This window comes from Vogesella fluminis, from assembly GCF_014652335.1.
GTDB classification, from domain to species: Bacteria; Pseudomonadota; Gammaproteobacteria; order Burkholderiales; family Chromobacteriaceae; genus Vogesella; species Vogesella fluminis.
On the sequence record NZ_BMYP01000002.1, the window covers coordinates 75,767 to 99,829 of the forward strand.

General features: G+C 64.8%; 19 protein-coding genes. 5 read left to right on the plus strand and 14 right to left on the minus strand.

The annotated features are described in order from the left end of the window. Positions 1 to 175: 175 nt before the first annotated feature. The 4 genes from IE083_RS01180 to IE083_RS01195 all read left to right on the plus strand — a co-directional run bounded on the left by IE083_RS01180 (position 176) and on the right by IE083_RS01195 (position 6,389). Positions 176 to 838: a TetR/AcrR family transcriptional regulator gene (locus tag IE083_RS01180; protein WP_189351807.1), complete on the plus strand. Its 663-nt coding sequence runs from the start codon at positions 176 to 178 to the stop codon at positions 836 to 838. Between the two features lie 20 nt (positions 839 to 858). Further along, the gene (locus tag IE083_RS01185) at positions 859 to 1,932 is read left to right on the plus strand and encodes an efflux RND transporter periplasmic adaptor subunit (protein WP_189351808.1); all 1,074 of its coding nucleotides are present in this window, start codon (positions 859 to 861) and stop codon (positions 1,930 to 1,932) included. Positions 1,933 to 1,944: 12 nt separating this feature from the next. Continuing rightward, positions 1,945 to 5,001, plus strand: coding sequence for an efflux RND transporter permease subunit (locus IE083_RS01190; protein WP_189351809.1), 3,057 nt, complete (start codon positions 1,945 to 1,947; stop codon positions 4,999 to 5,001). Between the two features lie 80 nt (positions 5,002 to 5,081). Then, positions 5,082 to 6,389, plus strand: coding sequence for a TolC family outer membrane protein (locus IE083_RS01195; protein ID WP_189351810.1), 1,308 nt, complete (start codon positions 5,082 to 5,084; stop codon positions 6,387 to 6,389). A gap of 102 nt (positions 6,390 to 6,491) precedes the next feature. On the opposite strand, the gene IE083_RS01200 is transcribed toward IE083_RS01195, so the two are convergent. From IE083_RS01200 to cysG, 14 genes are all read right to left on the minus strand, one after another. Then, positions 6,492 to 7,520, minus strand: coding sequence for a glycosyltransferase family 9 protein (locus tag IE083_RS01200; protein WP_189351811.1), 1,029 nt, complete (start codon positions 7,518 to 7,520; stop codon positions 6,492 to 6,494). A gap of 12 nt (positions 7,521 to 7,532) precedes the next feature. Further along, positions 7,533 to 8,870 (minus strand): O-antigen ligase family protein, encoded by a 1,338-nt coding sequence (locus IE083_RS01205; protein WP_189351812.1) that lies wholly within the window; start codon positions 8,868 to 8,870, stop codon positions 7,533 to 7,535. Continuing rightward, positions 8,860 to 9,972: a glycosyltransferase family 9 protein gene (locus IE083_RS01210; RefSeq protein ID WP_189351813.1), complete on the minus strand. Its 1,113-nt coding sequence runs from the start codon at positions 9,970 to 9,972 to the stop codon at positions 8,860 to 8,862. Before IE083_RS01210 ends, IE083_RS01205 begins: the two co-directional genes overlap by 11 nt. Continuing rightward, entirely contained in the window at positions 9,969 to 11,180 is a 1,212-nt protein-coding gene (locus tag IE083_RS01215) for a glycosyltransferase (protein ID WP_189351814.1), read from the minus strand. The genes IE083_RS01210 and IE083_RS01215 overlap by 4 nt, the downstream gene beginning before the upstream one ends. After that, complete coding sequence (locus IE083_RS01220) at positions 11,177 to 12,316, minus strand: glycosyltransferase family 9 protein (RefSeq protein WP_189351815.1); 1,140 nt, start codon at positions 12,314 to 12,316, stop codon at positions 11,177 to 11,179. The genes IE083_RS01215 and IE083_RS01220 overlap by 4 nt, the downstream gene beginning before the upstream one ends. Next, entirely contained in the window at positions 12,316 to 13,137 is an 822-nt protein-coding gene (locus IE083_RS01225) for a polysaccharide deacetylase family protein (protein WP_189351816.1), read from the minus strand. Before IE083_RS01225 ends, IE083_RS01220 begins: the two co-directional genes overlap by 1 nt. Continuing rightward, positions 13,134 to 14,234: a glycosyltransferase family 4 protein gene (locus IE083_RS01230; protein ID WP_189351817.1), complete on the minus strand. Its 1,101-nt coding sequence runs from the start codon at positions 14,232 to 14,234 to the stop codon at positions 13,134 to 13,136. Before IE083_RS01230 ends, IE083_RS01225 begins: the two co-directional genes overlap by 4 nt. Further along, complete coding sequence (gene msbA / locus IE083_RS01235; protein WP_189351818.1) at positions 14,227 to 15,987, minus strand: lipid A export permease/ATP-binding protein MsbA; 1,761 nt, start codon at positions 15,985 to 15,987, stop codon at positions 14,227 to 14,229. Before msbA ends, IE083_RS01230 begins: the two co-directional genes overlap by 8 nt. 59 nt (positions 15,988 to 16,046) lie before the next feature. Continuing rightward, the gene (locus IE083_RS01240) at positions 16,047 to 17,168 is read right to left on the minus strand and encodes a glycosyltransferase family 4 protein (protein ID WP_189351819.1); all 1,122 of its coding nucleotides are present in this window, start codon (positions 17,166 to 17,168) and stop codon (positions 16,047 to 16,049) included. Next, positions 17,165 to 18,247 carry a putative lipopolysaccharide heptosyltransferase III gene (rfaQ, locus tag IE083_RS01245; protein WP_189351820.1) on the minus strand — a complete coding sequence of 361 codons (1,083 nt, stop codon included), beginning with the start codon at positions 18,245 to 18,247 and terminating at the stop codon, positions 17,165 to 17,167. Before rfaQ ends, IE083_RS01240 begins: the two co-directional genes overlap by 4 nt. Positions 18,248 to 18,265: 18 nt before the next feature. Next, positions 18,266 to 20,005, minus strand: coding sequence for a phosphoenolpyruvate--protein phosphotransferase (gene ptsP, locus IE083_RS01250; RefSeq protein WP_189351821.1), 1,740 nt, complete (start codon positions 20,003 to 20,005; stop codon positions 18,266 to 18,268). A 45-nt stretch (positions 20,006 to 20,050) separates the two neighbouring features. Beyond that, on the minus strand, positions 20,051 to 20,320 hold the full coding sequence (locus IE083_RS01255; protein WP_189351822.1) for an HPr family phosphocarrier protein: 270 nt from the start codon (positions 20,318 to 20,320) through the stop codon (positions 20,051 to 20,053). After that, a complete protein-coding gene (locus IE083_RS01260) occupies positions 20,317 to 20,715 on the minus strand; it encodes a PTS sugar transporter subunit IIA (protein ID WP_189351823.1) in 399 nt (132 codons plus the stop codon). Before IE083_RS01260 ends, IE083_RS01255 begins: the two co-directional genes overlap by 4 nt. A 77-nt stretch (positions 20,716 to 20,792) precedes the next feature. Further along, positions 20,793 to 22,208 carry a siroheme synthase CysG gene (cysG, locus tag IE083_RS01265; RefSeq protein ID WP_189351824.1) on the minus strand — a complete coding sequence of 472 codons (1,416 nt, stop codon included), beginning with the start codon at positions 22,206 to 22,208 and terminating at the stop codon, positions 20,793 to 20,795. Between the two features lie 171 nt (positions 22,209 to 22,379). On the opposite strand from cysG, the gene IE083_RS01270 reads away from it, so the two are divergent. Next, positions 22,380 to 24,047, plus strand: coding sequence for a diguanylate cyclase (locus IE083_RS01270; RefSeq protein ID WP_189351825.1), 1,668 nt, complete (start codon positions 22,380 to 22,382; stop codon positions 24,045 to 24,047). The last annotated feature ends 16 nt before the right edge of the window (positions 24,048 to 24,063 follow it).

Genomic DNA, 24,063 nt, shown 5'->3' on the forward strand with positions numbered 1-24,063 from the left:
CGATTCGGCTGGCGTTTGTGCATCTGCCGGCTGCGCCCGGCTGTTGGCAATGCCGCAACAGGACACCGCCACCGGTACGCCATTAGTAAATAAATCCCGATTTAGCAATTGCCGATGCCGAGCGCTTGCACTAAAGTCCGGCCATCATGTTAATGAACAGGCATTCAGAAAAGCCATGAGCAAACCATCCTGCTGCCCGATCACCCGCTGGCGCCGTCGCAAGGAAGTCCGTCCGGCGGAGATCCTGGACGCGGCACTGGCGCTGTTTGTCGAGCGCGGCTTCAAGTCCACCAAGATGGAAGACATCGCCAAGGCGGCCGGCGTCACCAAGGGCACGCCTTATCTGTACTTCGAGAACAAGGAAGACATCTTCAAGGCGGTGCTGCGCGAGAACCTGGTGACGCGGCTGGCCAGCTTTGCCGAACTGGAGCAGCAGTTCGAGGGCAGCAGCGCCGAGTTGCTGCGGCTGATAATGCGGCGCTGGTGGCTGGAAGTCGGCGAATCGCCGCTGGCCGGCATCTGCAAGCTGATGTTCGCCGAGGCCACCAACTTCCCGGAGCTGGCGCGCTTCTACCACGCCGAAGTGATCGAGCCCAGCCACAACATGCTGCTGCGCATCCTGCAGCGCGGCGTGGCGCGCGGCGAGTTCCGCGACATCAATCCGCACGCGGTAGTCGACACTCTGGTGGCACCGATGCTGCTGACCATGACCTGGCGCTGCTCCTTCGGCAAGGTGATCAGCGACAGCCAGCACCGCTCCATGCCACCGCTGCAATACCTGGAACTGTCGCTGGACCTGATGCTTAACGGCCTGATGTCCCGTCAGCCACAACAATAAAACGCAACGAGGAAATCACGATGGCACCGCACTACCCCCGCCTGGCCCTGGCCGGCGCGCTCCTGCTGACCCTGTCCGCCTGCCGCGACGAGGTCAAACCGGTCGAGGAAATCCGCCCGGTCCGCTACACCGTCGCCAGCAGCAGCGACGCTGCCGCCAGCCAGCAATTCAGCGGCGAAGTCCGCGCCCGCCAGGAGAGCCGCCTCGCCTTCCGCGTCGCCGGCAAGGTGGTGGAGAAGCGCGTCAGCAATGGCGAGCGCGTGCGGCGCGGCCAGGTGCTGGCGGTGCTGGATGCCAGCGACTACCAGCTCGACAGCCAGGCCAAGGCGGCGCAACTGGCGGCGGCGCAGGCCGGCCTGCAGCAGCAGGAGGCCGATCTCAGGCGCTTTCGCGACTTGCTGACACAGAATTTCATCAGCCAGTCGCAGGTCGACCGCCAGCAGGCGGCGGTCAGCAGCGCGCGCGCCAGCCTGCAGCAGGCGCAGGCGGCACTGGCCGCCAGCCGCAACCAGGGCAGCTACACCTCGCTGCTGGCCGACAGCGACGGCGTAGTCAGCGAGATCAGCGCCGAGCCGGGCATGGTGGTCGCCGCCGGCCAGGTGGTGGCCCGCCTCGCCGCCGACGGCGCGCGCGAGGTGCTGTTCCAGGTGCCGGAAAACGCGCTGGAGCAGGTACGCCGCGCCAGCGGCTTCAAGGTGGCGCTGTGGGCCGATGGTCGCGAACTCCCCGCCAGCCTGCGCGAGCTGGCCGCCGACGCCGACCCGGCCACCCGCACCTACGCCGCGCGGCTGCAGCTGGCGAACGCCGGCGACGATGTCCGGCTGGGCATGACCGCGCGCATCAGCGCACTAGCCGCCGGCGGCCAGCCGCGCGCCATCCGCCTGCCGCACAGCGCCATTCTCGATGAGAACGGCAAGCACTATGTGTGGCTGATCGGCGGCGGCAACAAGGTTGGCCGCAAGGCGGTGCAGGTCGCCCGCCTCGACAGCCACGGTGTGACGCTGCAGTCCGGCCTCGCCGGCGGCGAGAAGGTGGTCACCGCCGGTGTCCACCTGCTGCGCGACGGCCAGCGCGTCAGCCTGCTGCAGCAATAAGGGACGGCGACGATGAAAAAAATCAACCTGTCGGAATGGGCGCTGCGCAACGGCTCGCTGGTGCAGTACCTGATGGTGGTGCTGATGGTGGCCGGGCTGTTCGCCTACACCCAGCTGGGGCAGAAGGAAGACCCGGAATTCACCTTCAAGGCGATGATGGTGCGCGTGCTGTGGCCCGGCGCCACCGCGCTGGAGACCGAGCAGCAGGTCACCGACAAGATCGAGAAGAAGCTGCAGGAAATGGGCGAGCTGGAGTACGTGAAGAGCTACACCAAGCCGGGCGAGGCGCTGCTGATCCTGTCGATCCGCGAGGACGTACCGCCCAAGAACGTGCAGCAGCTGTGGTACACGGTGCGCAAGAAACTCGGCGACATCAAGCACACCCTGCCCGCCGACATCCGCGGCCCGTTCTTCAACGACGAGTTCGGCGACACCTTCGGCAACATCTACGCCTTTACCGGCGACGGCTTCAGCTATGAAGAAGTGCGCCGCTACGTCGATGACGTGCGCCAGGAGATCCTGCGCCTGCCCGACGTCGGCAAGGTGGACCTGATCGGCGAGCAGGAAGAGCGCATCTACGTGACGCTGTCCAACGCCAAGCTGGCGGCGCTGCAGCTGGACGCACGCACCATCTGGAGCGCGCTGGCGGAGCAGAACGCGATGACGCCGGCCGGCAATTACGACACCGCCAGCGACCGCATCTGGGTGCGCGTCGCCGGCAGCTACGGCTCGGTGGCGGCCATTGCCGACACCCCGCTCAGCGCCGGCGGCAAGAGCTTCCGCCTCGGCGACATCGCCACCGTCGAGCGCCAGTTCGTCACCCCGCCGTCGTTCGGCATGCGCTTTGACGGCAAGCCGGCGCTCGGCCTCGCCATCAGCATGAAACAGGGCGGCGACGTGCTGAAACTGGGTAACAACCTGCAACTGCTGATGCAGGAGGTACAGAACAAGCTGCCGGTCGGCATGCAGATCCACTCGGTATCCGACCAGCCGCAGGTAGTGAAGAACGCGGTCGGCGAGTTCATGAAGGTGCTGATCGAGGCGGTGGTGATCGTGCTGGCGGTGTGCTTCCTCAGCCTGGGCGTGCGCAACGGCATCGTGGTGGCGCTGTCGATCCCGCTGGTGCTGGCGATGACCTTCCTCGCCATGTACCTGCTGGGCATCGATCTGCAGCGCATCTCGCTGGGCTCGCTGATCATCGCGCTGGGCCTGCTGGTCGACGACGCCATCATCGCGGTGGAAATGATGGCGCTGAAGCTGGAACAGGGCTGGAACAAGTTCCAGGCCGCCACCTTTGCCTACACCAGCACCGCCTTCCCGATGCTGACCGGCACCCTGCTCACCGCGGCCACCTTCCTGCCGGTGGGCATGGCCAAATCCAACGCCGGCGAGTACGTGTTCAGCCTGTTCTCGGTGGTCAGCATCGCGCTGCTGCTGTCGTGGATCGTGGCGGTGGTGTTCGTGCCCTACCTCGGCTACAAGCTGCTGCCGGAGCACCACGCCGGCAGTGCGCATGAAGACGTCTACCACAAGCCGTTCTACCTGCGCTTCCGCGCCACGGTGGAGTGGTGCCTGGACCACCGCAAGACGGTGATCGCGCTGACCGCGGCCGCGTTCATCCTGTCGCTGGTGGCGTTCAAGCTGTTCGTGCAGCAGCAGTTCTTCCCCTCCTCCAACCGCGTCGAGCTGATGGTGGACATGTGGCTGCCGCAGGGCGCCAGCTACCAGGCCACCGAGGCCGAGGTGCGCAAGCTGGAGGCGCTGATCAAGGACGACCAGCACGTGGTCAGCACCACCGCCTACGTCGGCGGCGGCAGCCCGCGCTTCTACCTGCCGCTGGACCAGCAGCAGCAGCACCTGAACTACGCGCAGCTGATGGTGATGACGCAGGACGAAAAGGTGCGCGAAGAGGTCAAGCACAAGCTGGAAACGCTGTTCGAGCGCGACTTCCCGATGGTGCGCGGCCGTGTCACGCGGCTGGAGAACGGCCCGCCGGTCGGCTACGCGGTGCAGTTCCGCGTGATGGGCGAGGACCACGCCAGGGTGCGCAGCATTGCGGCCAACGTTGAAACGCTGTTGCGCGCCCATCCCGGTGCCCGCCACGTCAACATCGACTGGGGCGAGCAGGTGAAGGCGCTGCGGGTGGAGATCGACCAGGACAAGGCGCGCGTGCTGGGCGTCTCCAGCCAGTCGCTCAGCCGCCAGCTGCAGCTGCTGCTCAGCGGCAGCACCGTCAGCGAATGGCGCGAAGGCGACCGCAGCATCGGCATCGTGGCGCGGCTGGACAACGCCGGCCGCGAGCAGGTGGACGCACTGGGCAGCCTGATGGTGCAGACCACCAGCGGCAAGTACGTGCCGGTGGCGCAGCTGGGCAGTATCAGCTACCAGCCGGAGGAAAGCATCATCTGGCGCCGCAACCGGCTGCCGACGGTGACGGTGCGCGCCGATGCCGCCGACGGCGTGCAGGCCGCCGACATTTCCAAGGCGCTGTGGCCCAAGCTGCAGCAGTTGGAGAAGACGCTGCCGCTGGGCTACCACATCGAGCTGGGCGGCTCGCTGGAAGCGAGCCAGAAATCGCAGCAGGCGATCGGCAAGGTGACACCGCTGATGCTGGTCGTCGTGCTGACGCTGCTGATGATCCAGCTCGGCAGCTTCCAGCGCACGCTGCTGGTGGTGCTGACCGCACCGCTGGGCCTGATCGGCGTCACGCTGACGCTGATCCTGTTCGGCGCGCCGTTCGGTTTTGTCGCGATGCTGGGGGTGATCGCGCTGTTCGGCATGATCATGCGCAACTCGGTGATCCTGGTCGACCAGATCGAGACCGACATCGGCGAGGGCATCGACCGCTTCGAGGCCATCGTCGGCTCCACCGTGCGCCGCTTCCGCCCGATCATGCTCACCGCGCTGGCGGCGATCCTGGCGATGATCCCGCTGTCGCGCAGCACCTTCTGGGGGCCGATGGCGGTGGCCATCATGGGCGGCCTGCTGGTGGCTACCGTGCTGACGCTGCTGTTCCTGCCGGCGCTGTACGCGCAGTGGTTCGGCGTCAAGCGCCCGCAAACAAATTAATCAATCCTGCGTGAAGCCGCTACCGGAATTGGGTAAGGTAGAGGCTTCAGCGCTTTAATGATGCAACCGGAATGCCCACTATGAAGCTTATCCGCACCCTCGGCCTGGGCGCCCTGCTCGGCAGCGCCCTGGCCGCCCCGGCCCACGCCTTCGACCTGCTGCAGGCGCTGCAGGCCGCGCGCCAGTATGATGCCGGCTACGCCGGCGCCAGCGCCGCCAACCGTGCCGGTGCCGAAAAGGCGGTCCAGGGCCGCGCGCTGCTGCTGCCCAGCGTCGGGCTGAGCGCCGCCAGCACCCAGACCGAACCGCTGCAACCGGCTGCAGGCAACTACCGCAGCGACAGCCTGGGCGTGCAGCTGACACAGCCACTGTTCAACACCACCAGCTACAGCGGCTACCAGAAGGGCAGGATCGCCAGCACCGTGGCGCAGCTGCAGTTCGACGCCAGCGGCCAGCAACTGGTGATCGACGTCGCCCGTGCCTACTTCGACGCGCTGCTGGCCGAGGACGTGCTCACCGTCACCCGCGCCACCAAGACCGCCTACGAGCGCCAGCTGGCACAGGCACGCAAGGCGTTCGAGGTCGGCACCGCCACCATCACCGACACCCACGAGGCACAGGCCGGCTACGACGCCGCCAGCGCCCAGGAAATCGCCGCCCTCAGCGATCTCGACCTCAAGCGCAACGCGCTGGCGCAGCTGACCGGCCTCAACCCGGAAAGCATCCGCCGCCTGCGCGACAAGCCGCAACTGAACGCCGCCGACCTTGGCACGCTGGAGCAATGGACACAGCGCGCGCAGCAGAACAGCCTGGCACTGCAACTGCAACAGCAGCAGCTGGTGCTGGCCGAAAAAGAGCTGGACGAAGCGCGCGGCAAGCACCTGCCCACCGTCAGCCTCAACGCCGGCTACAGCCACAACCGCAGTACCGACGCCGGCAGCGTCGCCAGCGGCCGCGACACCACGCGCGGCAGCAGTCTCGGCCTCAGCCTGACGCTGCCGCTATACGCCGGCGGCGCCATCAACTCGCAAGTGACCGAAGCCGCGGCCAACCTCGACAAGGCACGCGAGGATCTGGAAGCCGCCCGCCGCCAGAACGCGCAAAACGTGCGCCGCAGCTGGCTGGGAGTCAGCAACGGCGCGGCGCTGGTCAAGGCGCAGGAACAGCTGCTGCTCTCCGCCAGGAGCAAGCTCGACGCCACCCGCCTGGGCAAGGACGTCGGCGTGCGCACCAACCTCGACCTGCTCAACGCGGAAAAGGACTACCAGGACGCCATCCGCGCGCTGGCGCAGGCCCGCTACAACTTCCTGCAGGCACGACTGGCGCTGGCACAGGCCGCCGGCACGCTGGACGACGAGGTGGTGGCCGAGGTCAACCGCTTCTTCTGATCCCTGCTTGCAGCGGACAAGGCATCAAAAACATTGCGGCCAACCTTGGACAAGGTTGGCCGCAATGTCTTGCTGGCGGCGGCACAAGCCGCAGGCCGACACTCAGCCGCCAGGGGCTGTTTCCTGCAGCAATGACAGCAAGGCCGACTCGGCCTCGGCCACGCTGATGTCCGCCACCTGCCGGCTATCCGGCTGCAGCAGGCGGTGCGGCACATGCCAGGGGCCCCAGTGTACGGCATCGGTATTACCAAAAAAGGTCACCATGGGCTTGCCCAACCCGGCGGCCAGATGCATGGCACCACCATCGGAACACAGCAGCACATCGCACACGGCCAGCCCGCCGATCAGCTGCGGCAGTTCGCCGGTCGGATACGGCAGCAGCGGCAGACCGTACTGCGCTGCCGCAGCGACAATGCGTGCCGCCTTGCGGTCATCCCCCGGATGCGCAGGGTGATCCTCGTCCCCCGGCGACCAGAACAGCATGAAACGGCAGGCCAAACGGGCATGCAGTGCCTGCATCAGCGCGACAAAAGCCTCAGCTGGCCAGCGTTGCTGCGGCTTGCGCGCGCTGATGTGCACGCCGATCACCATGCCGCTGCCGGACAAGCCTGCCAGAGCCTGCCGGGCAGCAGCAGCCTCGGCCGGAGCGGGTAGCACGCAGGCAGCGCCCGGAGCCGAATCGATGCCCAGCGCCCCCAGCAGGCGGTGGGTTACTTCGGCATGATGGTGCCGGGCAGGATCAGCCGTTACTACGTGGTCCAGTACGTGTGCACCATGTGCCGGTGCATAGCCGACGATCTTGCGTGCCCCTACCAGCCGGGCAAATTTGGCCGCCTGGCGTGAATAACCATTACCGGCAAGGATGACCACATCGAACCGCTGGCGTTTCAGCGCCAGCACCAGCTTCAGCGTACGCCACCAGATCGCCAGCTTGCTGCCCGGCAGGTGCTTTGCCTTTTCGTACACATGCAGTGCATCGATATCCGGACAATGCGCCAGCACGGCCTGATTGTAGGTATTCACCAACGCCGCGATGTGGGCTGCCGGATATGCCCGGCGTAAACTGGCCAGCAGCGGCGTTGTCAGCACCAGGTCGCCGATATTGTCGCGGCGGATAACAAGTATTTTCATCAGAATCCGGGCCTACAAATCACGAGACGTCTCACGGTACAAAACCGTTGACAGGAAACCGGCAAACAGCATGAACATCATCAGCATATGATCCCGTGAAATGTTTTCTACCACCATCCTTCCGGAAAAACCCAGAACCAGCAGGACAGACCACAAGCCGGGCATATCGATACCATGACGCAACCGGTCGCTTCCCAGGCTCAGCAGCCTGAACAGGGCCAGCAGCCAGAGCAGCAATCCGGGGAATCCCATCCCGATCATGAATTCGATCATGCCGCTATGCGAATGACGCGCCTTGCCGCCATATCGTTGCTCGACTTCATGCATGAAAGCCGAACGGGAAAAACCGCTTCCCAGCGGGTTTTGCAGTGCGTAATCCAATCCGGCCGCAAGAAAAGCCATTCGCTCATAGGCCGATACGTCGACCGGTTTTCCGTCTGCCAGCAATGGGTATGGCCATTTATGGGGATCAACCCAAGCCTGGCTCTCTTCGAACTGGGCACCGATCGTGGCCGAGGACAGGAAACGGTCCCAGCGGGAATCCAGCTTGTAATTCAGCAAGGCGCCACCGGCAAAACACAGCAACATGGCCAGCATGAAAGCTGCCTTTTTTACAGGCGCCGTTTTCTTTTCAAAGAGGAATAACAGGAACAGGCCGGACAGGAAAGTCATGCTCAACCCGACAAAGCCGTTCCTGGCACCGGAAAAAGCATTCAGCAATACCGCCAGCAGCAGCGCCAGCAATAATACGGGCAGTGTCACGGGCACCAGACGTTTCCGGTACAGCAGGCGGGAAATCAGCTCGGACAAGTAGAAAACAAAGGACAAGGTACAAAAATAGGCCACTTGCACCTTGCTGGCCATGATCCGGCTTTTTATCTCAAGGCCATTGGCAAGAACCGGAATCCCCGACCATGAAACAGGCCATCCCCAGTGCAGGAACTGGCTTGCATAATCCAGCACCATCGCCAGCAGGCCAAAAAGAAAAACGTAATGCAACAGGCCGGTTTTTGCGGTCAGCTCCTGTTTCGAAAGCGCAAAGCCGGCTCCGATGCCAAAACATAACAGCGCCGCCAGCCACTGGCCTTTCAGCTCGCCCAGAACCTCCAGGGGAAATCCGGCCCATAGCAGTTGCAGGAGCAGCCAGGCCGTCAACGCCAGCAATCCGTGCAATGGCCGGTTTTCTTTCACCATGCTCCGGAAATCAGCCCTGCCATCCTTATTGCCGAACATCAGCAACAGCAATATTGCCATCAGGATATAGCGTAATGCGATCGTGCCGGGAACCGAGAATATCAGCAGCAGCACAAACAGCAGGCTGTTAACAATATGAACATGCCTATTTTGCATGAGTCACCTTGTTTGCCGCCGACATAATATCCTGCACACCAACCGAAGCGATACACTCACGGCTCCCCGTCTTGCAGACATAGGGCGCATTAAAAACGAAGGCACATGGATAGCAAGGCGGCCGTTGCGACACGAACTGCACTTGTGGTCCCAGCGGACGCTGCTCGCGGAAATCCACCGGCCCGACGATCACGACCATCGGCACGTCAAAGGTGTCAGCCAGATAGGTCAGCCCGGAGTCGACGCCGATAAACAATTTCAGCCGCTGCATCAGCGCCGGCAGCTCGTCCAGCTGGAAGGCGCCGGCGGCATTGATGACGCGCTCGCCGCCCTGCACGCGGCCAAGGACTTCGGCGGCGCTCGGGCCGTCTTCCGGCCCGCCGATCAGCACCACCGGCCCCGGATAATCCTGCAACAGCCGCGCCACCAGCGCCGACAGCAAGTCTTCGCCCAGCTCCTTCAGCTTGTTGGCGCTGGAAATCGCCAGCCCGATAGCGGAATGGTCGGCGGCGATGCCCAGCCGGTCGCAGACCGCCTCGCCGCTGGCGGCGATGGCCATTTTCTTGCGCAGGCCCATGGCGATGCCCTGCTGCTGCAGCAGGCGCTGCTTGGTGGCCAGTACCAGTTCACCCGGACGATGTTGCTCTGTGATATCGATGCAGCGGCGCAGCGCGGCCAGCGTGCGGCCAACCCTGGTCGGCATGATGGACAGCGTGCGCGGCACGCCGGCCCAGATCAGGCCGCACAGTAGCGGCAGCGACGGCGACAGGTTGACCGCCAGGTCGTAGCGTCCGCCGGCAATCAGCCGCGCCAGCCGCCATTTTCCCGCCCAGCCGCGCCACGAGTCGGAACGGATGGCGATGCAGTGGTCGACCTCGCTCAGGCCGGCGATGATCCTGCCGGTGACCGGCGCGTGCAGCACGCTCAGTTGCGCGTCGGGATAGTGCTGGCGCAAGGCCAGGATCACCGGCGTGGCGCACAGCATGTCGCCGATCTTGGCGGTCTGCAGCAGCAGGATGCGCTCGATCCGGTCGCGGCGTTGCAGGCGCTTGGCCAGCCACCACCACGGCGCCAGCATATAGGTCAGCAGCACGTAGATCATGGTTTGTGTGCCGCAGCAACTTCACTCAAGACTGCAGAAACACCATTCGCATAATTTTCAATATTGAATTTTCGACGCACTCTCTGCTTACCTGCCTGTCCATATTCCTGGAGAAGTCGCGGATTACCAAGCAAAACTGTCAAACTCTCCGCTAACATGTCAACTTGACCATAAGAAAACAAAAGACCGGTTTTCTTATGCACAACAACATCCCGCACCCCGGAAACATTAGAAGCAACTACTGGTTTTTGTACAAACATGGCTTCCAATAAAACCCTGCCCAAGCCTTCGCTTTCAGATGCCAGGACCAACAGATCGGATGCTGCAATCCATGGCAAAGGCTCCGGAACAAAACCCAAGAAATGGACTCTCGCGCTTAAACCTAATGTAACTGACAAGGCTTCCAACTCACCCCGCTGCGGCCCGTCACCAAGGATGATCAAATGTGCCGGAAAATCAAGAAGAGATAATCCGCGAATAACATCTGCCACCCCTTTTCTTGGCAACAGTGCGGCTATACAAACTATAACAGTCTGTCCACATGGAATTCCTAATTTTTTTGAAATATCCACAGGAGTGGGTAGTGGCTGTGAAAGATCAATTCCATTATATAAAAGATTGATTTTATCTTGAATAACACCCTGCTGATGCAGCGCATCTACTACGCTATCTGAAACTGCCAACACACGGCTGGCTGTTTCATTAACAAGCCTGACTATTTTCCCATCTAATTTTGGCAATGTGCGGCAATGCTGGACTACCGGCATGCCAATCTCTCTGGCCGCCAGATAACCTTCATAATTTGATACCGGGGAATTATTCATATACAAAATATCCGGCTTGCATTCCTTCAACAGACCGGTCAGCGCTTGAGCGGCCGGGCGAATACGCCAGATACTCTCAATCCTCTGGATTGCAGCTGCCCGCAGCTTGGGAGTGAAATGCAAAACGCCTCTCAGCAACTCCTTGGCAAGTTTGGCCCATAGCGGTTGTTTCCTTTGCGGCAACAGCAGAAAATTTGCCCCAGCCGCTCGTACAGCCGCTTCAATAGTCAGGGCATCCCCCCCGCGCGCATAGTTACGATAGAACACACAAGTCACATGAAATTTATCGGGACTGCGCCGGCGCAACCACTCCAGCATGCTATTGGTACCGCCCCCCCACTCTTTGCCAGTATCAAGAAGCAGAACATGGATGGGATAAGTCATTGGATAAACTCCTGGCCGCAATAACGGTTACAGGCGGCCAGCACTTCGTCAACCGTAATGTTGTCCATGCACGGCGGTGCCGAATACTGGCAGCGCTTGCCCAGGCAGGGGTCGCAGGTGCGGTGTTTCTGGATCACGATATGGCGCTGCAGCTCGGTGGTCGGGCCGGAGCCGTGCCAGTGCGCGGCGGCGAACAGGCCGACTATCGGCGTGCCCACCGCAATCGCCATGTGCATGATGCCGGTGTCCGGCGTCACCAGGCAGGCAAAGCGCTGCACCAGTGCCGGCATCCGCGTCAGCGGCAACTGCCCTGCCGTCACCACCAGTCGCGCGTCGTTGACGGCGCCGGCAACGGCATCGGCCAGCGCCCGCTCCTGTGGCGAGCCGGTGACGACAATGCGCAGCGCAGGGTTGGCCGCAATCAGGCGCTGCGCCAGCTCGGCATAGCGCTCCGGCCGCCAGCGCCGGCTGGCGGTCGAGGCGCCGACCTGGAAACCGATCACCGGCTGCTGCGGCGTGATGCCGTACTGCTGTTGCAGCCAGCCGGCCACCGCGTCGCGGTTCTGTGCCGCCACCGGCAGGATCATGTGCTTGTCGCTGCCGTCGGCACCGGCCAGCGCGGCCACGGCCAGACGCTGGTCGATGCCGTGGGTGAAATCGCGCCAGTTGCTGACCTGCTGGTGGTTGCTGAGCAAAAAGCGGAAACGGCTGTTGTTGGGTAGCTTGAAACGCCAGCGGGCACCGCTCAGATACGCCAGCGGCGTGGCTTGCGGCTCGTTGGCGTGCAGGATGGCGACCAGATCGAAGCGCTCGCGGCGCAGTGCCAGCGCCAGACGCACAAAGCGACGATAGCCGCCGTGGTAGTCGATCAGGTCGTCGATGTCGGGGTTATCGGCAAACAGACCGTGATACGGTGCGTTAACCAACAGCACGATGCGCGCCTGCGGGTAGCGCTGGCGCAGGCTGCGGATGGCCGGCGTGGACAGCAACGTGTCGCCGATGGCGGTGCAGGACATCACCAGGATATGGCGGATGGCGGCGGTGCCCAGCTCGGCCGGGTCCGGCGCACGGCGGTCGAAGCGGCGGGCCAGGCCCAGCCCCCACGCCAGCAGGTTTTCGCGGATGCGGGTACCCATTATTTGCCCCGCAGCGCCAGATAGGCGCGGCCCAGCAGCGGGCTGCGATACAGGCCGAGGCGGCGGCCGAACCAGCCGTCGCTGCGGTCCTTGGTCACGATGCGGCCGATGTGCCGTGGCGAGGTAGTGCGGGTGTTGAGCATCTTGTCCACTGTGTACAGGTGGCGGAAACCGGCCGCATCGGCCACGGCCAGGTAGTCGTCGTCAAAATAGCCCTGCGGCCAGCACAGGTGATTGCTGACCGTGCCCAACCGTGCCTGCAGCGTGGCGCGCGACTGCGCCAGATCCGCCGCCAGCTGCGCGCGCTTATCCTCGCGGCTGGCGCACAGCTTGTCCCAGCGGGCATGGCTGTGGGTATGGCTGTGAAACTCGAAGGTGCCGGCGGCTCGCGCCGCCTCGATCTCGCTCCAACGCATCATCACCTCGTCGGCACGGCCCTCGTCAACCGCCCGCTTGCAGCCATTGTGATCCGGTGTGGCCGGCAAAGGTTGGCCGCAACCGTCGTGCGGACGCACCGCGCCGTCGCCGATCCAGCCGGTAATGGTGAACAGCGTGGCCTGCTGGCCGTAACGCTGCAGCACCGGATGGGCGTAGACCCAGTTGTCGAGGTAACCGTCGTCAAAGGTAACCAGCACGCTCTTGTCCGGCAACGGCCGGCCGGCCAGAAACCCGGCCAGGTCGTCGCAACGGAGGGTGGTCCAGCCGTTTTCCGCCAGCCAGCGCATATTGTGCTCGAAGGTCTGCGGCGAGACCGTCACCAGGCCGGGGCAGGGGCTGACATGGTGGTACATCAGTACCGGAATCGCTTTGGCCTGTTTCATCCCTGCCCCCGTTGTGCCAGCAGGCGACGGTACAGCTCCAGCATCGACTGGCACATGGTATCGACGTGGAACACCGACGACACCAGCTCGCGGCTGCGCCCGGCCATGTGCTGGCGCAGCGTGTCGTCGCCCAGCAGACGATTGACCGCTGTTGCCAGGCTGGCGGCATCGCCCGGTGCGATCAGCAGGCCGTTGTCGCCGTCGCGAACCACTTCCGGTACGCCGTCGACATTGGTGCCCACCACCGGCAGACCCATCGCCATCGCCTCGATGTAGGAGGTGCCCAGCGCTTCCTGCTCGGTCGGCAGCAGGAACAGGTCGCAGCCGGCCAGCACGTTGGCGATGTCGCGGCGCAGGCCGAGCAGGTGTATGCGTGCGGCCAACCCTTTGGCCGCAATCAGCGTCTTGAGGTTGTCCATTTGCGCACCGTCGCCGGCAAACACGAAATGGGTGTCCGGATGCGCCGCCAGAATGCGGTCGGCCGCCTCCACGATGAAACGGTGGCCTTTTTTCATGCGCAGGATGGCCACGGTGCCGATCACGCGGGCGCTGTCGGCAATGCCCAGCTCGGTCCGCAGTGTGGACGGCCCGTCCAGTTGCATCACCTGCGGATCAATGCCGGTATACACGGTGGACACGCGCGACTCCGGCACGCCCTCGCTGATCAGGTAGCGGCGCACATGCTCGCTGACACTGACAACATGGTGCGGCAGCGTGGTGTAGGTGAAGCGCGAGGTAATCGGCAGCGCCAGATGACGGGTACGCACCACCAGACGGCCGGCCAGCAGACCGGCCAGACCGCCGAGAATGCTGTCGCGGCCGCTATGGGTATTGACCACGTCGGCCTGCACGCGGCGGATGATGGCCGCCATTTTCCAGGCCGCCGGCAGGTCGATGCCGTTGCGCATGCGGACTTCGAACACCTCGAAACCGGCCTCGCGTGCACGGGCACCAAATTTGGCCTTGGGCTGGCACAGCAGGATCATGCGGTGTCCCAGCTGGCGCAGGCCGACCATCTCCTTGAAGGTGCGGTGCTCCTGCCCGCCCCAGCCCAGCGACGATTCGGTATGCACGATTGTCAGTGCCGGCTTAGTCATGGGCCGGCTCCTTGAACTGCAGGCGGTGCAGGTTGGCGTACAGGCCATCCTGCGCGATCAGTGCGGCGTGGTTACCGACTTCCGCAATACGGCCCTGGTGCATCACCACGATGCGGTCGGCATGCTCAATGGTGGACAGGCGGTGGGCGATTACCAGCGTGGTGCGGTTCTGCATCAGGTTTTCCAGCGCCGCCTGCACCAGCCGTTCGGACTGGGTGTCCAGCGCGCTGGTGGCTTCGTCCAGGATCAGGATCGGCGCGTTTTTCAGCAGTGCACGGGCAATCGCCAGCCGCTGGCGCTGGCCACCGGACAGGCGCACGCCGTTTTCGCCGATCAGTGTGTCAAAGCCCTGCGGCATCGCCTCGATGAATTCCAGCGCGTTGGCGGCGCGGGCGGCCTCGACGATCTGCTCACGGCTGACTTCGCCGATGCGGCCGTAGGCAATGTTGGCCGCCACGCTGTCGTTGAACAGCACCACGTCCTGGCTGACCAGCGCAATGTGCTGGCGCAGGCTGGCGAGGGTGATGTCGGTCAGCGCAATGCCGTCCAGCGTAATCTGCCCCGCCGATGGCTCGTAGAAGCGCGGGATCAGGCTGACCAGCGTGGTCTTGCCGCTGCCGCTGGAGCCGACCAGCGCCACGGTCTCGCCCGGTTTGACGGCAAAGCGGATGTCCTGCAACGCCGGGCGCTCGGCGGCCGGATAGCTGAACTGCACATTGTCGAACAGCAGCTCGCCGCGCGTGCCCTGCAGGCGGCGGGTACCGTTATCCGGCTCGCCCTGCTCGTCGAGGAAGCCGAACACGCTCTCGGCGGCGGCCAGGCCTTTCTGCAGCGATTGCGAAATGCTGGTGATGCGCTTGACCGGTGCGAACAGCATCAGCATCGCGGTCAGGAAGGACATGAAGTCACCGGCGGTAAAGCTGCCGCTGTGGGCACGCAGCGCGGCAAAATACAGGATCGCCGCCAGCGCGCAGGCGATGAACAGCTGGGTGACGCCGGTATTGGCCGACGAGGTGGCACTTTGCTTGACGCCGTTGTGGCGGATGGCCTCGGCCGTGCGCTGGAAGCGCTGTGCCTCGTAGCCTTCGCCGCCGTAGACCTTGACCACGCGGTGGCAGTCGATGGTCTCGCCCAGCACCTGGGTCAGCTGCGCGATGTTCTGCTGGTTCTGCCGCGACAGACCGCGCAAGCGCTTGCTGACCAGGCGCACGCACAGCGACACCACCGGCAGCACCGCGAGGCAGATCAGCGTCAGCTGCCAGTCGGTATAAAACAGCAGCCCCAGCAGGCCGATGATGGTGATGCCGTCCTTGACGGTGACGGTGATCACGTTGAAGCCGGCCTCGGTCACCAGGTTGACGTCAAAGGCGATGCGCGACAGCAGGCGGCCGGACGGATGGTCGTCGTAGTAGTTCACCGGCAGGCGCACCAGCTTGGCAAACATCTCCTCGCGCAGCGACTGCACCAGATGGCCGGTCAGCCAGCTGGTGGAGTATTCGTTGATGTAGCTGGTAATGCCGCGCACCAGGAACAGGCCGACGATGGCCAGCGGCGCCCAGATCAGCGACGAGCCGTCCTTGTTGACGAAGCCGCCGTCGATCAGCGGTTTCATCAGCCGGGCAAAGGCCGGCTCGGTGGCGGCGGCGATACTCATCGACAGCAGCGACACCAGAAAAACCTTCCAGTAAGGCTTCAGGTAGCCGAGCACCCGCTTGTAAAGCGCGAAACTGCTGGTCGCAGGGGTAGTTGTCATGCGGAAAACCAACGATAAAACAGACGATTATAAACCAGCCCGGCGCCAGCCGGGCCCTGTCACAACAAGCGCCGGTAGCAAGCCAGCAGACGCGCAGCCATCTTGTCCAGCGTCAGGTCGGCCACACTGTCGCGCGCCGCTGCGGCCAACCTTGGCCACTCGGCACGGCAGGCCAGCCAGCTGGCGATCTGCGCCTGCTGCGCCGGCGTATCCAGCGCGTCGGCCACCCAGCCGTTGTCGCCGTTGCGGATCAGCTCGGCGGCACCGCACTGCTGCGTGGTGAATACCGGCAAACCGGCGGCCAGCGCCTCGACACAGACGTTCGGAAACGGATCGTACAGGGTCGGCAGGATGAAGGCATCGGCCATGCCGTAAAACGGCTTGACGTCGTTCTGCGCGCCGCAAAAGCGCACGCGCGCGGCAATGCCCAGCATTGCGGCCAACCTTTGGTACTGCGCAGCATGCTTGTCGTGCCCCACCACCACCAGATGCACATCCGGATGCGGCACGATGGCCTGCAAGGCCCGTGCCACGCCCTTGCGCTCGAAACCGGAGCCGACGTACAGCAGCAGCGGCGCGGAGGCCGGGATCTGCCACTGCTCGCGCATCGCGGCACGGTGTTCGCGCAGCGACGGGTGAAACGCCGCGCTATCGACGCCGTTGTAGATCACGGCAAAACGCTCGTCCGGCAGGCCGAAGTAGTGCTGGATCTCGCGCTTCACCATCTGCGAATTGCAGATCACCGTTTTCAGGCGCGGATGCAGGAACATGCGCCGCTCCATCCATTGCACGTAGTGGTGATAGGGGTTCAGCAGCATGGCCAGCCGGCCCCGGCGCGACAGCACGCGGCGGCGCAGCTGCAGCCAGTGGCGGTGCACGCCGTCGCCGGCACGGTAGATGTCGCAGCCGGCGATGCGCTCGTGCGACTGCACCAGCTCGAAGCCTTCGCGCTGCCAGATACGGCGCGCGGCGCAGGCGAAGCCCCAGTCGCGCCAGACGCTGCCGAGATAGAAAGGGTTGGCCGCAAAGGCGCGCACGCCGGAAAGCGATTCCCACTTGCGCGCGATCAGGTTCACCTCCAGCCCACCCTGCGCCGACAGCGCCGACAGCGCACGGCTGACGAAGCGCTCGGCGCCGCCGGCCGGATTGTACTTCTGCCGTACGATCACCAGCCGCGTCATGCGCCGACCTCGGCCATCAGGCTGTTGAAGGCCGCCAGTACCTGCGCCTCGGTAATCAGTTCCAGGCATTCGCTGCGCTTGCCGCCGCCACAGCCGTCCTTGCCGCACGGGCGACAGGGCAACTCGGTGCGCAGCAGGCGGTGCGGCACCTGCCACGGCCCCCACTCGATGTCGCCGGAGGGGCCGAACAGCGCCACGCACGGCGTCTGCATCGCCGCGGCGATGTGCATCGGCACCGAATCCATGCCGATGAAGGCCCGCGCGCCGTCGATGAGCGCCGCCAGCTCCTTCAGGCTCAGTTGTCCGGCCAGCGAGGCCACCGGTTGCGACAGCCGGCCGGTGATATCGGCCAGCATCGCCAGCTCCGCCGGATCCGGCGCCGCCGACAGCACCACCGTTTCGCCCTGCGCGCGCAACTGCTTGATCAGCGCCGCCATGCGTGCGGCAGGCCAGGTCTTGAACAGCCAGCGCGAAGTCGGATGGATGAGCAGGTAGGAGCCGTTGACGCCCTGCGCCGCCAGCTTCTGGCGCACGCTCTGCTGCGCCGCCTCACCGGCCACCAGTTGCAGCCGGCGTCCGTCTGCCGCCGGATAAATGCCGAGACGGCGCAAGGCATCGAGATGGATTTCCACGGTATGGCGGCGGTTGCCGCCGATCACCGGGTAACGATGGCTGAAGCTGCGAGCAAAGAACTTGCCGAAATTGCCGCCCGGCGCCACCGCCCAGCGCGGCCGCAGCATGCGGGCGAGCCAGGCGCCGCGCTTGTGTTCGGTCAGCTGGATCACCAGGTCGTAGTGCCGGGCCTTCAGCCCGGCCAGCAGCCGCCACTCGGCGGCCAGCTGGCCACGCAGGCCGAGCTTTTTCCACTGCCGGTCGATGGTGAACAGCTGCGACAGCGCCGGATGGCCGGACAGCATGTCGCGGGTGTCGTGATACACCAGCGCGTCGATCTCGGCGTGCGGTGCGTGCGTCTTCAGCACCGACAGCACCGGCGACGACAACAGCACGTCGCCGTGGTGGCGCAGCTTGATGACCAGCACGCGGCGCACGGCGGACAGATCGATAGCGTCTTTGAGCATGAAAAGAAAAAAGCCGGATCAGGCGTCCGGCCCGGCATTCAGTTGTTGCAGAAGATCGGCGATTCTATCAGGGTCTTCGCTGCGAAGCATGCGCGCGACGAGCGGCCCCACCTCGTCGAGGTGGCTGGACAGCACCTTCTGCTTCACGTCCAGCAGGTTGGCCGGGTGCATCGAGAAGCGGCGCAGGCCCATGCCCAGCAGCAGCCGGGTCAGGCGCGCGTCGCCGGCCATCTCGCCGCACACCGATACCGGCACCCCGGCCTTGCTGGCGGTCTTGATGGTGTAGGAGATCAGCTTCAGCACCGCCGGATGGATCGGATCGTACAGGTGGCTGACGGTGTCGTCGTTGCGGTCGATCGCCAGCGTGTACTGGATCAGGTCGTTGGTGCCGATGGAGAGGAAGTCGACATGCTTGATGAAGCTGCCCACCACCAGCGCCGCCGACGGGATTTCGATCATGGCGCCGACTTCCACCGCCTCGGCAAAGGCGATGCCCTCGGCGCGCAGCTCGGCCTTGGCGTACTCCAGCTGGCTGAGTGACTGTTTCAGCTCGCTCAGACTGTTGATCATCGGGAACAGGATGCGCAGCTTGCCGAAGGCCGAGGCGCGCAGCAGCGCGCGCAGCTGGGCGCGGAACATCAGCGGCTCGGCCAGGCACAGGCGGATGCCGGTCAGCCCCAGCGCCGGGTTTTCCGCCAGCTGGTGATTGAGCCAGCGCGGGCTCTTGTCGGCGCCCAGATCCATGGTGCGCACCGTCACCGGCGCACCGCCGGTCAGCTCTGCCACCATGCGGTAGGCTTCGAACTGCTCATCCTCCGACGGCAGGCTGTCACGGCCGAGGAACAGGAATTCGCTGCGGAACAGGCCGATACCGACGGCACCGGCGTCCAGCACGTTGGCCGCATCCTGCGGCAGTTCGATATTGGCCAGCAGCTCGATCGGCGTGCCGTCCCCGGTGATGGCATCGGTCTTGCGGATGCTGGACAGCTTGCGCCGCGCCTCGATGCAGGCCCGCTGCCGGCGGCGGTATTCGGCCTGAACCGTCGGCTCCGGGTCGATCAGCAGCACACCCTGCTGGCCGTCGACGATGATCAGCTCATCCTCGCGCACCAGCTCGCGCGCGTGATGCAGCGCGATCACCGACGGCAGATCGAGGCTGCGGCCGAGAATGGCGGTGTGGCTGGTGGCGCCGCCGACATCGGTGACGAAGGCGGCAACGCTGGAATCCTTGAAATAGACCATGTCGGCCGGCGACAGGTCGTGCGCGACAAGAATGGTGTCGCCGTCCAGCCCTTCCGACAACTGCAGCTCGGTGGTATGACCGCCGAGGTTCTTGAACACGCGCTCCACCACCTGCAGCACGTCGTGCTTGCGTTCGCGCAGGTAGTCTTCCTCGATGGCGTCGAACTGCTCGACAAGGGTGTCGCACTGCTGTTTCAGCGCCCACTCCGCATTGCAGCGCAGGCTGGCAATCAGCTCACGCGGTTCGCGCGTCAGGGTCACGTCCGACAGCAGCATGATGTGCAGCGACAGGAAGGCCCCAAGCTCGGCCGGGGCGTTTTCCGGGATGCTGCCCCACAGCATTTCCAGTTGCTTGCGCGTGGCCCGCACCGCCTGATCGAAACGCTGCTGTTCCGCCGTGATTTCGTGGTCGTCGATGCTGTAATGCACCACGTCATCCATGCTTTGCGACAACAGGCGGGCACGGCCGATGGCGATGCCGCCACCGATCGGAACCCCGTGCAAAACGATGCTCATGTTGCGCCCTCTCCCCTATCCGATACCTGTTCTTGTTGCGGGCGGTTATTCCGCCTCGTCAAAGCGGTTGCTGATCAGCTCGACCAGGGCCGCCATGGCGAGATCTTCGTCCTCGCCATTGGTTTCCAGCTCGATTTGCGAGCCTTTTGCCGCCGCCAGCATCATCACCCCCATGATGCTCTTGCCGTTGACGCGGCGGCCGTTGCGCGCGATCCAGACTTCGGCCTTGAAACGGCTGGCGGTCTGGGTGAACTTGCTGGAGGCACGTGCATGCAGGCCCAGCTTGTTGATGATCTCGATTTGCTGTGTTTTCATTGTTTTCCCTCGGGCATGACGTAGTAAACGCCTTCCAGTCCCCCCGTAATCGCCTTGCTGACCACCACCTCCAGCGGCTGCGCACAGTAGCTCAGTGCCCGCACCAGCATCGGCAGGTTGACGCCGGCGACGACCTCGACCACGCCGCGCTGGCGCAAGCGGCTGGCAATATTGCAGGGCGTACCGCCGAGCATGTCGCTCAACACCAGCACACCGCTGCCGTCATTGATCCTGTCGATCAATGCCTGCGCATCCTGCAACCGTGCGTCGGGACTATCCTGCTTCTCGACGCCGAGGATGGCCAGATTGTCCGGCACACGCCCCAGCACATGCCGCGCACAGTCGGCCAGACACAAGCCCAGCTCGCCATGCGAAATGATCAGTACACCTACCATGATTGTCTTGCTCCGGACGAGCCGGCATTGCCCGCGTTATGACCTGGTGACGGTACCGCGCCGTCACCGCCCTGGATTCACTGCTGCGCGTCGGGGGTCAGCACGACCTCCTCGACATCGCGGAACCAGCCCAGCCGCGACGACAGCGCCACCACGTCACCGACGATGATCAGTGCCGGCGAGGCGATGCCGCTCTGCGCGATCTTGGCCGGCAGGCTGGCCAGCGTGCCGACCACGGTACGCTGCTGCGCGGTGGTGGCGCGATGCACCACCGCCGCCGGCGTGGTCGCCGCCTTGCCGTGCGCGATGAAGGCGTCGCAGATTTCGGCCGCCATCGCCAGTCCCATGTACACCACCACCGTCTGATCCGGGCGCGTCAGCGCCGGCCAGTCCAGTTGAATGCTGTCGTCTTTTTTATGGCCGGTAACGAACACCACTGACTGTGCGTGATCGCGGTGGGTCAGCGGAATGCCGGCGTAGGCTGCGGCACCGCTGGCCGAGGTGATGCCGGGCACCACCTCGAACGGGATGCGGTGCCCGGCCAGCAGCTCGATTTCCTCGCCGCCACGCCCGAAAGTGAACGGATCGCCGCCTTTCAGCCGCAACACGCGCTTGCCTTCCTGCGCCAGCCGCACCAGCAGCGTGTTGATTTCCTCCTGCGGCATGGCATGGTTGGCGCGCTGCTTGCCGACAAAAATGCGCTGCGCATCGCGGCGCACCAGCTCCATCAGCTCCGGTGCCACCAGGTTGTCGTACAGCACCACATCGGCCTGCTGCATCAGGCGCAAGGCGCGGAAGGTGAGCAGATCGGGGTTGCCGGGGCCGGCACCCACCAGGTACACCGCACCGGACGGCGTGCTGTCGCCTGCGGCCAACCTTTGCAGCAGGTCGGCCTCGGCGGCGCGCTCGTCGCCGTTCATCACCTGCTCTGCCAGCGGCCCCTCCAGCACCGCCTCCCAGAACGCGCGCCGCTCCTCGACATTGCCGAAGCGCGCCTTGACCCGGTCGCGAAAGCGCGCGGCGAACTGCGCCAGGCGGCCGAAACCGGCCGGAATCAGGCTTTCCAGCCGTGCGCGGATCAACCGCGCCAGCACCGGCACGCCGCCGCCGGTCGACACCGCGATCACCAGCGGCGAGCGGTCGACGATGGCCGGCGTGATGTAGCTGGACAGCTCGGGGTCATCCACCACGTTGACCGGAATGCCCTGCGCCTGCGCCGTCTGCGACACCAGGCGATTGACCTCGCGGTCGCTGGTGGCGGCCACCACCAGCCGCTGGCCGCCGACCTGTGCCGGCAGGAAACAGGCATCGATATGGCACACCTCGCCGGCCGCCGCCATCTCCGCCAGCTCCGGCACCAATTGCGGCGCCACCACCGTCAGCCGGGCGCCGGCCGACTGCAACAGGCGCGCCTTGCGCACCGCCACCTCGCCGCCGCCGACCAGCAGGCACGGCTCGCCGGCAAGGCGCATGAAAATCGGAAAATACTCCACGGAATGCTCCTGTAGCCAATCCCGGCAGAATACTCCAGCCGGCGCAGCTTGGCGATGCCTGCCCGCCCGCCGGCAACGGATATCTCCGCACATGGCATTCAGGTACTATGCTGGATCATTACCCGGATTTGCCATTGCCCGCCATGCGGTCATGGCCTGCAGGAGCACCGCGTGTTCGCCCAAGCCACTCTCGAAACCGTCCTCGGCGCGCTGCCGGCCGGCTATCTGCTGCTCGACCTGTCGCGGCAGGTCGTTTTTGTCAGCGAGCGCTTCAGCATTGCCTGCCACGGCAGAGCGCTGCCCGCCGCCGGCCGCCCGTTGCCCGCCACCTTGCTGCCGCAGGCAGTGCTGCAGCGCCTCGATCAGCCCGATGACAAGGGGTTGACGCTGCCGGCAGACGGTCTGCTGCTGGAATGGCTGGTCACACCGCTGCAAGACGGCTGGCTGATCAGCGTGCGCGAGGACCGTCATGCCTTCCGCACCCTGGTCGACAACTCGCCGGACATCATTACCCGCTACGACCCCGACCTGCGCTGCCGCTTCATCAACAACACGCTGCGCCGGTTTTCGCCGACACCGGCGACGGAGCACATCGGTCGCACACTGGAAGAACGACGGCTGCCGGCACAGCTGAAGGATGCCATCCGCCACAATGCACTGCAGGTGATCGCCAGCGGCAAGCCGCAGCGCTTCATCAGCGAGCTGAGCCTGCCGCAGCAACTCTATGTGTTCGAATCGAGACTGCTGCCGGAGTTCGACGACGCCGGCCAGCTGCAGTCGCTGCTCTGCATCGACCGCGACATCAGCGAGCAGCATGCCACCCGGCAGTGGGAAGCCGACGAAAACCGGCTGCTGGAGATGATCGCCAACGACCGGCCGCTGCCGGAAGTGATGGGCTGGACCTGCCAGATGATCGAAAACCAGCTCAGCGGCACGATGTGCAGCATCATGCTGCTGGACGAGACCGGCGAACGGCTGCACCTGGCAGCGGCACCGTCGCTGGCCAGCGAATACAAGCAGGCCATCGACGGCCTGCCGATCGGTGAGGGCGTCGGCTCCTGCGGCACCGCCGCGCGGCGCGGCGAAGCGGTGATCGTCAGCGACATCGCCCACGACCCGCTATGGCAGGACTACCGCGAACTGGCCGCCGGCAACAACCTCGCCGCCTGCTGGTCGCAACCGATCCTGGCGCAGGACGGCAAGGTGCTCGGCACCTTCGCCATTTACCATGACCACCCCTGCACGCCGAAGCAGCACGTACTGGACATCGTGCGCCGTACCTCGCACCTGATGGCGATTGCCATCCAGCAGGAGCAGCGTGCCACCGCACTGTACCGGCTGGCGACGCAGGACGGTCTGACCGGCCTTGCCAACCGCCGCCATTTTCTCGACCTTGCCTCGCAGCGCCTGCGCGAAGCCAGCCATCACGGCAAGTCGTTCAGCCTGCTGATGATGGATCTCGACCACTTCAAGCGCGTCAACGACAACCACGGTCACGATGGCGGTGACGTGGTGCTGCAGGCCTTCGCCCAGTGCGTGAAGGGCACGCTGCGCGCCAGCGACCTGGTGTGCCGCATGGGCGGCGAGGAGTTTGCCGCCATCCTGCCCGACACCCCGGCCGGCGAGGCGCTGGTGGTGGCGAAACGGCTGCGCAACGCCATCGCCGCGCTGCCGATCGCGCACCAGGACCACACCATCCCGATCACGGTCAGCATCGGTATCGCCTCGCTGTCGCCGGCCTGCCGCGAACTGGGTGAGCTGATCCGCCGTGCCGATCTGGCGCTGTACCAGGCCAAGGCCAAGGGACGCAACCGCGTCTGCGTCGCCGAGTCGCTGTAAACGGCGAGATTGCAAA

Coding starts and splice junctions, on each gene's coding strand:
- msbA (WP_189351818.1), bottom strand. CDS start 15,987: ATGACAACTACCCCTGCGACCAGCAGTTTCGCGCTTTACAAGCGGGTG.
- IE083_RS01205 (WP_189351812.1), bottom strand. CDS start 8,870: ATGCAAAATAGGCATGTTCATATTGTTAACAGCCTGCTGTTTGTGCTG.
- IE083_RS01180 (WP_189351807.1), top strand. CDS start 176: ATGAGCAAACCATCCTGCTGCCCGATCACCCGCTGGCGCCGTCGCAAG.
- IE083_RS01210 (WP_189351813.1), bottom strand. CDS start 9,972: ATGATCTACGTGCTGCTGACCTATATGCTGGCGCCGTGGTGGTGGCTG.
- IE083_RS01225 (WP_189351816.1), bottom strand. CDS start 13,137: ATGAAACAGGCCAAAGCGATTCCGGTACTGATGTACCACCATGTCAGC.
- IE083_RS01220 (WP_189351815.1), bottom strand. CDS start 12,316: ATGGGTACCCGCATCCGCGAAAACCTGCTGGCGTGGGGGCTGGGCCTG.
- ptsP (WP_189351821.1), bottom strand. CDS start 20,005: ATGAGCATCGTTTTGCACGGGGTTCCGATCGGTGGCGGCATCGCCATC.
- IE083_RS01200 (WP_189351811.1), bottom strand. CDS start 7,520: ATGAAAATACTTGTTATCCGCCGCGACAATATCGGCGACCTGGTGCTG.
- IE083_RS01255 (WP_189351822.1), bottom strand. CDS start 20,320: ATGAAAACACAGCAAATCGAGATCATCAACAAGCTGGGCCTGCATGCA.
- IE083_RS01230 (WP_189351817.1), bottom strand. CDS start 14,234: ATGACTAAGCCGGCACTGACAATCGTGCATACCGAATCGTCGCTGGGC.
- IE083_RS01215 (WP_189351814.1), bottom strand. CDS start 11,180: ATGACTTATCCCATCCATGTTCTGCTTCTTGATACTGGCAAAGAGTGG.
- IE083_RS01260 (WP_189351823.1), bottom strand. CDS start 20,715: ATGGTAGGTGTACTGATCATTTCGCATGGCGAGCTGGGCTTGTGTCTG.
- rfaQ (WP_189351820.1), bottom strand. CDS start 18,247: ATGCTCAAAGACGCTATCGATCTGTCCGCCGTGCGCCGCGTGCTGGTC.
- IE083_RS01195 (WP_189351810.1), top strand. CDS start 5,082: ATGAAGCTTATCCGCACCCTCGGCCTGGGCGCCCTGCTCGGCAGCGCC.
- IE083_RS01190 (WP_189351809.1), top strand. CDS start 1,945: ATGAAAAAAATCAACCTGTCGGAATGGGCGCTGCGCAACGGCTCGCTG.
- IE083_RS01185 (WP_189351808.1), top strand. CDS start 859: ATGGCACCGCACTACCCCCGCCTGGCCCTGGCCGGCGCGCTCCTGCTG.
- IE083_RS01240 (WP_189351819.1), bottom strand. CDS start 17,168: ATGACGCGGCTGGTGATCGTACGGCAGAAGTACAATCCGGCCGGCGGC.